At 72.5% G+C, this 13,647-nt stretch carries 10 protein-coding genes; 9 read left to right on the top strand and 1 reads right to left on the bottom strand.

What is annotated here, in order from left to right; translation table 11 throughout:
- The first annotated feature begins 68 nt into the window (after positions 1–68).
- The 5 genes from ACUKCB_RS01305 to ACUKCB_RS01285 all read left to right on the top strand — a co-directional run bounded on the left by ACUKCB_RS01305 (position 69) and on the right by ACUKCB_RS01285 (position 6,275).
- Positions 69–782, top strand: coding sequence for a metal-dependent hydrolase (locus ACUKCB_RS01305; RefSeq protein ID WP_473040880.1), 714 nt, complete (start codon positions 69–71; stop codon positions 780–782).
- A 60-nt stretch (positions 783–842) separates the two neighbouring features.
- Positions 843–1,502 (top strand): O-methyltransferase, encoded by a 660-nt coding sequence (locus ACUKCB_RS01300; RefSeq protein ID WP_473038624.1) that lies wholly within the window; start codon positions 843–845, stop codon positions 1,500–1,502.
- 106 nt (positions 1,503–1,608) lie between these two features.
- Positions 1,609–2,766: an exonuclease SbcCD subunit D gene (locus ACUKCB_RS01295; protein ID WP_473038623.1), complete on the top strand. Its 1,158-nt coding sequence runs from the start codon at positions 1,609–1,611 to the stop codon at positions 2,764–2,766.
- Entirely contained in the window at positions 2,766–5,756 is a 2,991-nt protein-coding gene (locus ACUKCB_RS01290; RefSeq protein WP_473038622.1) for an AAA family ATPase, read from the top strand. The genes ACUKCB_RS01295 and ACUKCB_RS01290 overlap by 1 nt, the downstream gene beginning before the upstream one ends.
- Positions 5,757–5,846: 90 nt before the next feature.
- The gene (locus tag ACUKCB_RS01285; protein WP_473038621.1) at positions 5,847–6,275 is read left to right on the top strand and encodes a hypothetical protein; all 429 of its coding nucleotides are present in this window, start codon (positions 5,847–5,849) and stop codon (positions 6,273–6,275) included.
- Positions 6,276–6,488: 213 nt separating this feature from the next.
- Here ACUKCB_RS01285 and ACUKCB_RS01280 read toward each other — a convergent pair whose 3' ends face one another.
- Positions 6,489–8,681, bottom strand: coding sequence for a bifunctional copper resistance protein CopD/cytochrome c oxidase assembly protein (locus ACUKCB_RS01280; protein WP_473038620.1), 2,193 nt, complete (start codon positions 8,679–8,681; stop codon positions 6,489–6,491).
- Between the two features lie 412 nt (positions 8,682–9,093).
- On the opposite strand from ACUKCB_RS01280, the gene ACUKCB_RS01275 reads away from it, so the two are divergent.
- The 4 genes from ACUKCB_RS01275 to ACUKCB_RS01260 all read left to right on the top strand — a co-directional run bounded on the left by ACUKCB_RS01275 (position 9,094) and on the right by ACUKCB_RS01260 (position 13,614).
- Complete coding sequence (locus ACUKCB_RS01275; RefSeq protein ID WP_473038619.1) at positions 9,094–10,362, top strand: dihydroorotase; 1,269 nt, start codon at positions 9,094–9,096, stop codon at positions 10,360–10,362.
- 156 nt (positions 10,363–10,518) lie between these two features.
- A complete protein-coding gene (ald, locus tag ACUKCB_RS01270) occupies positions 10,519–11,637 on the top strand; it encodes an alanine dehydrogenase (RefSeq protein WP_473040879.1) in 1,119 nt (372 codons plus the stop codon).
- A 289-nt stretch (positions 11,638–11,926) separates the two neighbouring features.
- Positions 11,927–13,054: an enolase C-terminal domain-like protein gene (locus ACUKCB_RS01265; protein WP_473038618.1), complete on the top strand. Its 1,128-nt coding sequence runs from the start codon at positions 11,927–11,929 to the stop codon at positions 13,052–13,054.
- Positions 13,055–13,158: 104 nt separating this feature from the next.
- Positions 13,159–13,614 (top strand): MaoC family dehydratase, encoded by a 456-nt coding sequence (locus tag ACUKCB_RS01260; protein WP_473040878.1) that lies wholly within the window; start codon positions 13,159–13,161, stop codon positions 13,612–13,614.
- Positions 13,615–13,647 lie beyond the last annotated feature (33 nt).

The following is a 13,647-nucleotide window of genomic DNA, read 5'->3' as shown; positions in this document are numbered from 1 at the left end:
CTTTTGTTCCCCGACCGAAACCGCTCCCGGATTCGCTGCGAATGACGGACTCCGCTACGGTTCCCGCCATGATGGGGCACTCGCACGCACTCAGTGGCGTGGTCGGCTGGATGGCGGTCGTACCGTTCGTCCAGGGCAAGGAATTCCTCGGACTCAGCTTCGATCTGGGTCCGGGAGAGATCATCGCCGGTTCGCTGGTCTGCGCGGGCGCCGCCCTGCTGCCCGACGTGGACCACAAGAGCGCGACGGTGACCAAGACCTACGGCAAGGCCACCGAGATCCTCAGCGACATCCTCAGTTGGGCCTTCGGCGGGCACCGGATGGGGACGCACTCCTTCTTCTTCGCCGTCCTGATGGGCGCCCTGGTCCAGGCGCTGGCCCTGTGGTCGGAACTGGCCGTGCAGATCTTCGTGTTCCTGCTGGTCGGTATCGCGCTCCAGGGCCTGGGTTTCGGCATGGACAAGAACCGGACGGCCTCGGGGATCATCAACGCCCTGGGAACCGCGGCGATCACCCTCACCCTCTACTCCGTCGGCGTGAGCTACACCTGGCTGGGCCTGGCGGTCGCCTTCGGTGTCGTCCTGCACTTCTTCGGCGACATGATCACCAAGATGGGCGTGCCGATCTTCTGGCCGTTCTGGAAGAAGCGCATCGGCCAGAACCAGGGTTTCGCCACCAACGGCCCGGTCGAGCAGAAGGTCGTCACCCCCCTGCTCACCATCGGCGTCATCATCGGTTCGATCTACCTCTTCGACTGGCCCACCCTGCTCCCCGAGCACTAGGGCGCCCGCCCGGGTGAGCCGCCTGGCCCGGGGCGGCGGCCGCTGTCTAGGCTGGCTCGGGTGACACGAACAACAGAGGGCATCAGCCCGCAACTGCACGCCTACATCGTCGACCACAGCCTGCCCGTGGACCCGGTCCTGGCGGACCTCGCGGAGGAGACCGCACGCCTGTTCCCCGACCACCAGGGGATGCAGATCGGCCCGGAGCAGGGAGCGTTCACCACCCTGCTCACCCAGTTGTCCGGCGCCCGGAACGCGGTGGAGATCGGCACCTTCACCGGGTACTCCGCCATCTGCTTCGCCCGCGGGCTGCCCGAGGACGGCACCCTCCTGGCACTGGACATCAGCGAGGAGTGGACCTCGGTGGCCCGGCGGTACTGGGAGCGGGCCGGGGTCGCGGACAGGATCACGCTGCGGATCGGCCCGGCCCTGGACTCGCTGCGCGCCCTGCCCGGGGAGCCGCAGTTCGACCTGGCCTTCCTCGACGCGGACAAGACCGGCTACCTCGACTACTGGGAGGAACTGGTACCCCGTATGCGGCCCGGCGGACTGCTGCTGGCCGACAACACCCTCTCCCACGGGCGCGTGGTGGACCCGGAGGAGGACTCCCCGTCCGTGCAGGGCATCCGGGACTTCAACGACCGCCTCGTCGCCGACGACCGCGTCACCCAGGTCCTGCTGCCGATCGGTGACGGACTCACCCTGGCCCGCAGGCTCTGAACCGCGCCCGCCCCGGGCACCCGGGACCCGGGACCCGGGGCGGGTCCGGTGCGAGTTGTCCACAGGTTCACCGGTAGCCCCGGCGGGGACACCGTGGTCTTCGGTAATGTCCAGTCCCATGCGCCTGCTGCACACATCGGACTGGCACCTGGGTCGTTCCTTCCACCGGGAGAACCTCATCGACGCCCAGGCCGAGTTCCTCGACCACCTCGTCGACACCATCCACACCGAACGGATCGACGTGGTGGTGGTCGCCGGCGACCTCTACGACCGCGCCCTGCCGCCGGTCGACGCGGTGCGCCTGTTCGACCGTGCGCTGGGCCGGATCCGGGCCACCGGTGCCCGGGCGGTCCTGATCAGCGGCAACCACGACTCCATGGCCCGGATGGCCTTCGCCACCGACCTCATCGACGCCTCCGGGGTACACCTGCGCAGCTCCCTGGACGGGGTCGGCAGCCCCGTGGTCATCGACGACGAGCACGGCCCGGTGGCCTTCTACGGCATCCCCTACCTGGAACCCGAGATCGCCCGCCACCACTGGAACCTGCCCGAACGGGGCCACCCCGCGGCGGTCGGGCACGCCATGGACCTGGTCCGGGCCGACCTGGACCAGCGCCCGGGCACCCGGTCCGTGGTGCTCTCCCACGCCTTCGTCACCGGCGGAGAGGCCTCCGACAGCGAACGCGACATCTCCGTGGGCGGAGCCTCCCACGTGCCCGCCTCGGTCTACGACGGCGTGGACTACGTGGCCCTGGGACACCTGCACGGACGCCAGACCATCACGCCCACGGTGCGCTACCCGGGCAGCCCGCTGGCCTACTCCTTCTCCGAGGAGCACCACCGCAAGGGCTACTGGGTGGTGGACCTGGACGCCGACGGGTTCGCCGGCGCCGAGTTCACCGACGCGCCCGTCCCCCGGCCGCTCGCCCGGATCCGGGGCCGGATCGACCAGCTCCTCACCGATCCGGAGTGGGCGCGCTACACCGGCCACTGGCTCCAGGTCACCCTCACCGACCCGCGCCGCCCGGCCCAGCCCATGGACCGGCTGCGCGAACGCTTCCCGCACACCCTGATGCTGGAGTTCGACCCGCAGGGCGGTGAACCCGACCGGCGGCCGGTCACCGCCACGATCGCCGAACGCCCCGAACGCGAGGTGGTCGCCGACTTCGTCGAGTGGGCGCGGGGCACCGCCGCCACCCCCGCCGAGCGTGAGCTGGTGGACCGCGCGGTCGAAGAGGTACGCGTCCAGGAAGGGACACGCTGATGCGGCTGCACACCCTCACCATGACGGCCCTGGGGCCCTTCGCCGGAACCGAGACGGTCGACTTCGACCGGCTCGGCGCGGGCGGTCTCTTCCTGATCCACGGCCCCACCGGTGCCGGTAAGACCTCCGTACTGGACGCGGTCTGCTTCGCGCTGTACGGCGACGTGCCCGGGGCGCGCGGCAAGGACCGCTCGCCCAGGAGCGACCACGCGCCGCCCGGGCTCAAACCCGAGGTGACGCTGGAGTTCACCGTCCAGGGCCGCCGCGTGCGGATCGAACGCAACCCGCGCTGGGAACGCCCCAAGAAGCGCGGATCCGGGACGGTCACCGAGAACCAGAAGGTACGCGTCTACGACTGGCGGCAGGACCGCTGGGAAGGGGTGACCACCCGCCCGGACGAGGCCGGACAGTTCGTCGGCGACCTCCTCGGGCTCACCCTCACCCAGTTCTGCCAGATCGTCATGCTGCCCCAGGGTGACTTCGCCCGGTTCCTGCGGGCCAAATCCGACGACCGGCGCAAGTCCCTGGAGCGGATCTTCAACACCCGGGTCTTCCGGGACGTGGAGGAGTGGTTCGGCGGACACGCCAGGAAGCTGGAGCGCGAGGTGCGCGCCGCCGACGAGCGGGTGCGCGCCGTCGCCGGGCGCATCGCGGAGGTCAGCCGGACCACCGCCCCGGAGGCCCCCGGGGAACTCACCGCCTGGGCCGCCGAACTGGCCTCGGTGTTCACCGCCACCGCCAGCGACGCCGAGGCGGTCACCGCGGGGTTCACCGGCGCCCGCGACCGTGCCCGGGAGGCCCTCACCGCCGGACGCGAGCTGCGGAGCCGGCAGGAACGTCTGGCCGCCGCCCGGGAACGCCACACCCTGATGACGGGGGACCGCCAGTGGCGGGCCAGGATCGACGAGCAGTTGGCCGCCGCGGAGCGGGCCGACCCCGTACTGCCGTTCCTGCGCGCCCGCGACCAGCGCCGCACCGAACTGGACAAGGCCGAGCTGGCCGTCACCGACCGGCTGTCCCTGGTGGGCGACCTGCCCGACGTCGGCGCCACCGACCTGAGCGGGCCCGGCTCCCCCGCGGCACTGCGCTCGGCCGAGCGGTCCCGTCGCGACGAACTCGCCCGGCTGGACCTGCTGCGCGGTGACGCCGAACGCCGCCGCGCCCTGCACCGGGAACTGGGCGGGTGGGACCGGCGGATCGCCTCGGTGCGCGCCGAGGCCGCCCGGGCGCGCGAACGAGTGGGCGCACTGCCGGACCGGGTGGAAAAGGTCACCGGGGAACTGCGCCGGGCACGCGAGCAGGCCGGGCTGGCCGACGCCGCCGGGGCCGCCCTGGAGCTGGCCAGGCGACGGCACGACGCGGCCGTGGAGCACGAACGGCTCGGTAGCGAGCTGGAGCGGGCCGAGGAGGATCGTCGACTGGCGGTCGACACCGCCCAGGCCGCCCGGGACCGGGCCCAGGAGCTGCGGGGGCGCCGAATCAGGCAGATGGCGGCCGAGCTCGCCGGCAAGCTGGTCGACGGGGAGCCCTGTGCGGTGTGCGGGGCCGCCGAGCACCCCTCCCCCGCCCGGCCCAGTGCGGAGGGCCTGGTCTCGGACGAGGAGGAACAGGCCGCCCGGAGCGCCGAGGAGAGCACTGCCGCGCGACGCACCGAGGCGGAGAACTTCCTGGAGAAGCTGCGGGGACGGCACACGGCCGCCGCGGAGCGCGCCGAGGGCCGTACGGTGGCCGCCGCGACCGCGGAGGTGGACGCCCGCGAGCGCGAACTCGCCGAGGCGCGCGCCGCCGCCCGGGAGGTGCCCCGGTTGGAGGAGGAGTTGACCCAGGTCACCGGAGATCTGGACCGGGCCCGGAGCCAGGAGGGGGAACTGGCGCGTGAGGAGAGCGAGTTGGCCGCCCGCCGGGACGAGGGCGCCAAGGAGCACCGGCGGCTGACCGAGCTGCTGGACCGGGCCCGGGGCCGGGACGCCGGGCTGGACGAGCGCATCGCCCGGCTGCGCGGGGAGGCCGAGGAGCTGTGCGGGGCGGCGGATGCGGTCGACCAGCGCGACCGGGCCGCCGAGGAGTTGCGCACCGCCGCCGCCGAGGTGGAACGGCAGTTGGCCGAGGCGCGTTTCGCGAACGAGGCCGAGGTGGTCGGGGCGTACCTGGACGAGCGCGACCGGCGCGCCAGGCGGGACCGGGCCCGGGAGTTCGACGACGGGCTGGCCGCGGCCGAGGCGCAGCTGGCCGACCCCGAACTGGTGGCGGCCGGGGCCGAACCGGCCCCGGACCTGGCGGCTCTGGAGGCCGCGGTGGAGGAGGCCACGGGCTTCGCGGACCGTGCGGTGGCCTGGCAGAGCCTGCTCGCCGAGCGGGCCCGGCGGCTCGCGGCACTGCGCGGCGACCTCGGCGAACAGTTGTCGGGTTCGGAACCGGTGCTGCGCCGTTACGCGGTGGCGCAGGGTCTGAGCGCCCTGGCGGCGGGGACGTCCGCGGACAACACCGACAGCGTGCGGCTGTCCGCCTACGTGCTGGCGGCCCGACTGGAGCAGGTGGTGGAGGCGGCCAACCAGCGGCTGCTGACGATGTCGGACGGCCGGTACGAGCTGCGGTACACGGTGGACAAGGCCGCCGGGGACGGCAGGGCCCGTTCCGCCGGCGGTCTCGGGATGCGGGTGCTGGACGCCTGGACGGGTGTGGAACGCGACCCGGCCACCCTGTCGGGCGGGGAGACCTTCTTCAGTTCGCTGGCGCTGGCCCTGGGCCTGGGCGACGTCGCCACCGCCGAGGCGGGCGGCACCGAGATCGACACCCTGTTCGTGGACGAGGGTTTCGGGACGCTGGACGAGGACACCCTGGAGGAGGTCCTGGACGTGCTGGACCGACTGCGGGACGGCGGACGCGCGGTCGGTGTGGTCAGTCACGTCGCCGACCTGCGCCAGCGTGTGACCACACGGCTGCAGGTGGTCAAGGACTCCGGCGGCTCCCGGGTGAGGCACCACGGCTGACCGCGGCCGCGGGCCGCACCCCGGGCCCGGTCCCGGTCCCGAAGGCGCCAAGGACACCCCGGATTGGTGCACCGGCGGGGCGGTGCGACAATGACCAGCGTGAATTCGCTGGTCAACATCGCCGTGTTCGGAATCGGGGGCGCCATCATGGTGGCGGCCCTCATCGGTCTACTCCTCGTGGTCTCCGGGAGTGCCCGCGGGAGCTCGCCCCGGCTGCTCACCGCCTTCGGGGGCGCTTCGGTGGTGCTGTTGGTGGTGCTTCCGGCCCTGTCCGCGCTGAACGTGATGGCCGGCGGCGGCGGTTTCTGGGCGGGTCTGGTCAATGCGACCGTGGTGGCCGCCCTCATGTACGCGGTCAACGTCGCCCTGCTGCCGGTCCTGGCCCGGCGCCAGGCCATGGTGAGCGGGCGACCCGGCCTGACCGACCTCAGGCCCTCCGCCTCGGTTCTGCTCGGCGGACTGGTCGTCTGCCTCGGTGTGGGACTGCTCGTGACGGGTGTGATGGCGTTCGTCGTCTGATCCCGCCCCTGTCCCCGCGACCGTTTCCGGCCCCGGTTGCCGGGACGCCTGAGCGCCCTCGGCGGTTTCGTTCCGTGCGCCCCTGGCCGGTCGGCGGTCGCGCAGGCGGTCATCAGCAGTGATCCGAAGCTCCGCCTCGGCGGACGACCCCGCCGTAGGCCGGCGACAGGGGAGTGCCCGGCCGGGCACTCCCCTGTGCGTCCGGTTGGCTGGTCAGTCCCTGCCGGACGGGTCGCCGACTCCCCCGGAGCCCCCGGACGCGTCCGTCTCCTCGGGGGCCTCGACCTCCTGGGGTGCTTCGACCGTGGCGGTCGCGGCGCCCCCGGCCCCGGCCGGTGCCCCCTCGCGCGAGCGGCGGTCGAGCTCGGCCAGGTAGGCGTTGTAGGCGTCCATGTCGGCGTCGTCGGACCCGCCGCGACGACTGTGCCGTTCCCGGCGGCGCTCCTGGCGCTCGTCGTCACGCGACCACTGCACCACCAGCGCCAGCATCACCAGGACCGTGGGAATCTCGCCCAGCGCCCAGGCGACGCCGCCGCCCGCGTACTGGTCGGCGGCCTGGTCGGTCATCCAGGGGATGTCGAACTGGCCGTAGTACTGCATGGCCATCGGCGTGGCCTGCTCCATGATCGCGATGCCGAAGAAGGCGTGGAAACCCATCGCCACCAGCAGCAGCAGGATGCGCAGCAGGAAGGGGACCTTCCTCGGTGCCGGGTCGATCCCGACGATGACCCAGTAGAAGAGGAAACCCGAGATCAGGAAGTGCACACCCATGAACAGGTGACCGAGGTGGTCGTTCATGAGCGTGGGGAACAGCGGGGTGAAGTACAGCGCGTACGGGCTGAACACGAAGAGCGGGGCGGCCACCGCCGGATGGGTCACGATCTGGGAGAACCGGCTGTTCAGGAACGCGTTGAGCCATTCGCGGGGCCCGCGGTCGCCGCGCTTTTCGGCGGGCCGGAGCGCGCGCAGGGCCAGGGTGGCCGGGGCGCCCAGAACGAGGAGGATCGGGGTGAGCATGGCCAGCACCATGTGCTGGATCATGTGCATGGAGAACATGATCATCGCGTAGGTCGCGAACCCGCTGAGCTGGACCGCGACGATGGTCAGCAGTCCCAGGAGGAACGCGACGGTGCGGCCGACCGGCCAGCTGTCGCCCCGCTTGACCAGCCGGTACACGCCGCCCAGGTACAGGGCCCCCGAGACCGCCACGAACATGATGAAGAACAGGTCCGGACGCCACAGGGTCAGGAGGTTCTGCGCGCTCATGGCGGGCGGGATCGGGAAGCCCAGAATGACGGCGGCCGGATCGACGGTGCTCTCCAGCGGCGGGGGCGGCGCGGTGCGGCCCAGGCCCACGGAGACACCGATGACGGCGGCCATGATGAGGACCTCGGCCCCGGCCAGCAGCAGGAAGAGCCAGCGGCGGAAGGGGTGGCCGGCGCTGCCCCGGGGGGTCCGTTCGATCCGGGCCACGACCCACCGGCGGTGGGCGTAGCCGAAGACGCCGAGGATCCCGAAGAGGACGATCTTCACGACGATGATGAGGCCGTACTCGGTACCGAACAGGTCGTCCAACGAGTACAGGCGGGCCAGGGCGCTGGCTGCACCGCTGACCGCCACACCGACGTAGGCCCACAGGGCCAGACGGCTGAAGCGGTGGGCGGCGGTCTGCGGCTCCTGGGCGTCCGCGCGCATGGCGTGATAGGTGAGCGCCACCAGTCCGCCGACCCACGCGCAGATGGAGACCAGGTGCAGGGCCAGCCCGGTGACGGCCAGTTCGTGGGCGCCGGAGGAGGCGGAGTGGCCGGTCAGTGCGGGGGGCGTGACCGCGACCAGGGACGCGATCAGAAGCCAGAGCCCTCCGGTCGCGGTGGTGGCCGTACGGCCGAACAGCGCGATGCCCGTCGTGATGAGGACGACGAACATCAGGGAGATGCCGCTGGACACCGACCCGGCGTAGGCGGTGACCTCGTCGACCGTCACCTCGCCCATGGGCTTGGCGAGGAACTCCGAGGCCTGGAAGTACAGGGTGGCCACGGCGCCCAGGGCCCAGACCAGGGCGGTCCAGGTGGCGCCGCGCACGTAACCGGCGGCCTGCGGGGACAGGCGCCCCTTGTTCGAGGCGAGGAGGACGACCGCCAGGAGCAGGAGGCCGATGGTCAGGACCGCGGCGGCGTCCATCACCGTCTTCGCGACGGGCAGGCCCCAGCGGACCGCCTCGCCCGCGTCGGGCAGGCCCGGGATGACCTGGGCGAAGACTGATCCGCCCAGGATGAGTGTGGCGCCCAGGGCGGTCACGCACAACAGCCCGGCGAGTACCGCCAGCACGGCGAAGGCGGTCGTGCCCGGGGCCTTGTCCAGGTACTCCTTGAGGGGGGATGCGTTTTTCTGTGCGGGAGGAGCCACGCGCCACTCCGTCGTCGAGGTTCGGTCAACTGGCAGTTCAGCGCCCTCGGCCGTGGTGGCCGTCCCGCTGCTGCCGGAGTCGGGGTCCGGCAGGGGCCCGTGCACGGAGGAACACCTGGACCAAGGTTAAACCGTTTACTACACAGTGTCGGACTTGGGCCTGATCGCCCTCCCCCTTTTTCCCCGGAGCCGTGCCCGGACATGCGGACCCCGCCCGTACCGCGGCGGGGATCCCCGGCGGGTCCGGACGGGAAGTGACGTTTCCCCCTTCTCGGCGCGGCCTTCGCGATACGCTCGACCTCCCGTCCGAGGCCGCGGACCGCCCTCTCGTGCCGTCACCCCTCGTCGCCGTGTCCCCTCGCACGGCCGCACAGCACCACGAACGCACGACAGCGCACGAAGGGGGAGGGCGATGCCCGAGTTCGACAGTGTCATCCGCTCACGCAGGACGGTGGTCCCCGAGGGGACCAGGCCCGCCTGTGTGGGGATCCGCGACGGCCGGATCGAGGCGATCCGGCCCTACGCCGCCGAGCTGAGCGCGCACGAGGTCGTGGACCTCGGCGAGACGGCTCTGCTGCCCGGCGCGATCGACCTGGGCACCGGTGTGCACGTGCCCGGCCGGGAACTCCGGGAGTCCTACCTGCGTGCGGGTGAGGCCGCGCTGCGTGGCGGGGTGACCTGTGTGGTGGCCTCCCCCGCTCCGGGGCGGCCCGCCATCACCTGCGCCGACTCCCTCCAGCTCCACCAGCGCGCGGCGGCGGGCACCGCGGTCCCGGTGGCCTTCCTCGGCGGGGTGACGAGGGGGACGGGGCCGCTGGACCTGGCCGACCTGCACGCCGGAGGGGTGGTGGCCTTCCAGGGGTCGCTGTCGGACGGGGGCGCCCCCGACATGGCGGCGCTGGATGACGCCCAGCTACGCAAGGCCATGGCCGAGATCGCCGCCCTGAACGCCCTGCTGGTGGTACACGCCGAGGACGCCCGGGAGCTGGGGGCCCAGCCGGTGGCGGCGGAGCAGCGGCCGCCCCGGGCCGAACGCAGGGGGCTTGAGCGGGTGATCGCGGCGGCGCGTGTGGTGGGCGCGCGCACCCACGTGGCTCCCTTCACCGCCGCGGAGTGCGCGGCCCTGCTGGCCGCTGCCGGCGCGGTGGGGGTGGGCCTGACCGCGCACACCTGTCCGCACTATCTGTGCCTGCCCTCGGAGTACCCGGGCCCGGGGTCGCCGACGCGGGCCTGCCGTCCGCCGCTGCGCTCCGACGCCAACCGGAAGGCCCTGTGGAGCGCACTGCTGGAACCGGACTCGGCGATCCTGACCGTCGGTTCGGGCCACCTGCCCGCGATCGGCCTGTACACCCTGGAGTGGAGCCTGCCCGCGCTGTGGACGGCGGCGCGTAAACGCGGCCTGTCCCTGTCCGACCTGGCGCGGTGGACTTCCCGGGCCCCCGCGGACCTGTTGGGGTTGGGCGGTCGGGGCCGGATCCGGGAGGGCTTCGACGCCGACCTGGTGGCCTTCGGGGACCAGGCGACGCAGACGGTCCCCACGAGCGACCCCAGCCCCTACGCCGGGATGCGGTTGACCGGGCGGGTGGAGCGGGTGTGGGTGGCGGGACGGCCGACGCGGGTGGCTCCGGCGGCTCGGGCGGGCGCGACGGAACAGGCGGGTGCGGGGGGACCGCGGGTCTGATCGGGATCCACCCGGGCAACCCCGTGTCACACCGCACACTACGGGCTTACACCCTGTCAACATGGCAACGAACAGCCATGCACATTGGCGATGGCGCGGATGTGCCTTCGCAGGTCACAGTGGAAGGTATCGATGGCGATACCAGTTGGAGGAACCGTGCGCATCGGCGTGCCCCGTGAGATCAAGAACCACGAGTACCGGGTGGCGATCACCCCTGCGGGTGTCCACGAGCTGACCCGCCGGGGTCATGAGGTCTTCGTCGAACGCGACGCGGGCCTGGGCTCCTCCATCACGAACGAAGAGTACGAGGCGGCGGGAGCGGGCATCCTGGACACCGCCGACGAGGTGTGGGCCGCCGGGGACCTCATCCTCAAGGTCAAGGAGCCCGTCCCGGACGAGTACCACCGCATGCGCGAAGGCCAGACCCTGTTCACGTACCTGCACCTGGCGGCCTCCCGCGAGTGCACGGACGCACTGTTGGAGCGGAGGGTCACCGGCATCGCCTACGAGACGGTGCAGCTGCCCGACGGCTCGCTGCCCCTGCTCGCCCCCATGTCCGAGGTGGCCGGACGGCTGGCCACGCAGGTCGGTTCGGTGACGCTGCAGCGTCCCAACGGGGGCCGCGGCGTCCTGATGGGCGGTGTCCCGGGTGTGCGCCCGGCACGCGTCACCGTGGTCGGCGCGGGCGTGTCCGGACTGAACGCGACCCAGATCGCGGTGGGTATGGGCGCGGACGTGACCGTGCTCGACCTGAACGTCAACAAGCTCCGCCACGTCGACTCCCTGTACCGGGGCCAGGTCAAGACGGTGGTGTCGAACGCCTTCGAGCTGGAGCTGTCCGTCCTGGAGTCGGACATGGTGATCGGCGCGGTCCTGGTCCCCGGCGCCAAGGCCCCCAAGCTCATCTCGAACGAACTCGTCTCCCGGATGCGCCCGGGTGCGGTGCTCGTGGACATCGCGATCGACCAGGGCGGCTGTTTCGAGGACTCGCGCCCGACCACCCACGACGACCCGACCTTCACCGTGCACGACACGGTGTTCTACTGCGTCGCCAACATGCCGGGCGCCGTGCCGAACACCTCCACGCACGCCCTCACCAAGGACACGCTGCGGTACACGGTGGCCCTGGCGGAGAAGGGCTGGAAGCAGGCCCTGCGGGACGACGCCTCCCTGGCGGAGGGCCTCAACACCCATGACGGTGACCTGGTCTACTCCCCGGTCGCCGAGGCCCACGGCATGAAGCACCGGGAGCTCTCCGAGGTGCTCGCCTCCTAGGTTCGCCCCACCGGGGCGGTGGGGCCCGTCCTGCGGCCCCCACCGCCCCGGCTCACGCACGCCTCGGCGGGCCCCGCCCTGGGGCGGCCCGTCTGCGTGAGCGACCCCGTCAGCGGAGCCGGGCGAACCGCCACCCGCCCACCCGAAGCCCCTCCCACCTGGGCGCCCGAACGGAACTACCCCCTGCGGACGGGGTGTTCGGCCGGGTCGGCCGGAGGTACCGTCGAGAGGTGGGCCCTCCGTCCGTCGGGCCCGTGACCGGGTTCCGAACACATGAGGTGGGGCAGCAGTGACACACACCGGCGCGGTAACGGTGACCCGGCTCGTCGAGGTCGAACTGGTGCGGTTGCGGCCCTCACTGGCCGGGCGCGGTGCCGACCGGGCCGTTCCGGTACTGGTCCGGGTGTCCGACGGCCGGGTGAGCGGCTGGGGCGAGGTGCCCCGGGCGACCCCGCAGCAGTGGGAGTCCCTCTCCCGTGACTTCGCGCCCGCCCTGCTGGCGCACGAGTGGCGCCGTCCCACCGAGGTGGCCGGAGCCTTCGCCGACCTGCCCTGGGACCCGGCCCTGGTGGGTGCGCTCGACACCGCCTGCTGGGACCTGTGGAGCCGCCAGCGCGCCACCCCGCTGGCGCACTCGCTGGGCGGGGAGCGCACCGCGCTCACGGCGGGGGTGACCCTGCCGCGGCAGGTGACCCTGGAGTCGGTGGTGACGGAGGTGAACCGCCAGGTCGGTGCGGGTTTCCGGCGGATCAGGCTGGAGGTCGAACCGGGCTGGGACGCCGACGTGGTCCGGGCCGTACAGGCCAGTTTCCCGTTCCTCGTCCTCCAGGTGGACGCGGGCGGACGCTACACCGAGTCCCCCGCCGACCTGGACGCGCTGCGTGTTCTGGACGCCATGGGGCTGTTGGCGATCGAGGACCCCTTCGCCCCCGATGACCTGGCCGCGCACTCCCGGCTCTCGGCCGAGTTGCGCACCCCCGTGGCGCTGTACCGGTCGCTGTCCTGCGTGGAGGACCTGCGCGAGGCGGTCGGGGCCGAGGCCGGTCGGGCGGTGAACGTGGATCCTGTGCGCCTGGGCGGGCTGACCGCCGCCCGGCGGGCGGTGGACCGGGCGGTCGACGCCGGCTGGCAGGTGTGGTGCGGTTCCTCTGCGCTGACCGGGGTGGGCCGGGCGGCCACGGTCGCGCTGGCCTCCCTGTCCGGGGCGAGCCTGCCGGTGGAGATGCCGGGGGCCGGAGGACGGGGCCGCGACCTGGTGGTTCCTCCGGTGCGCGCGCACGACGGGGTGGTCCCGGTGCCGCTGGCCGAGAGCGGGCTGGGGCACGACGTGGACCGTGCGGCGCTGTCCGGGTACACCTCGCGGACCGTGGTACTGGACACGCGGACGGCCGGGGGCCCCGGCCCCGCCGCCACTTAACCGAACACCGTTAGGTAAGGTGGCTCGCGTCACCGTCCGTTCCCCGGAGCGCACCGGCCGCCGAGGCCGGAGCGAGCCGAACCCCTATCGAACGTGGAGGCGTGGTGCGCGTATTCGCCGACGTCCAAGAGGTCATCGCCGCCCAGGGTGAACACCTGGGCCACACCGACTGGCTGACCATCGACCAGAGCCGCATCGACAAGTTCGCCGACGCGACCAACGACCACCAGTGGATCCACCTGGACGCGGAACGGGCCGCCGAGGGCCCCTTCGGCGCGACCATCGCGCACGGGTTCCTCTCCCTGTCGCTGCTGGCCCACTTCTCGCAGAGCATCTTCTCCCTGACGAAGAAGCCCCAGATGTCCATCAACTACGGCCTCAACAAGGTGCGCTTCCTGCAGCCGGTCACGGTGGGCTCGCGGGTGCGCGACGCCGTGCAGCTCGCCGAGGTGAAGGAAACCCCCAAGGGCTACCTGATCACCACCTCGCACACCGTGGAGATCGAGGGCCAGGAGCGCCCCGCCCTGATCGCCGAGAGTCTCGGGCTCTGGATCCCCTGACCGGACCCGACGGCGGCACACCCCGCCGGACAG

Source organism: Nocardiopsis moroccensis (assembly GCF_055763695.1).
Note: the sequence above shows the minus strand (reverse complement) of the source record. Positions and strands in the feature narration are given on the sequence as shown.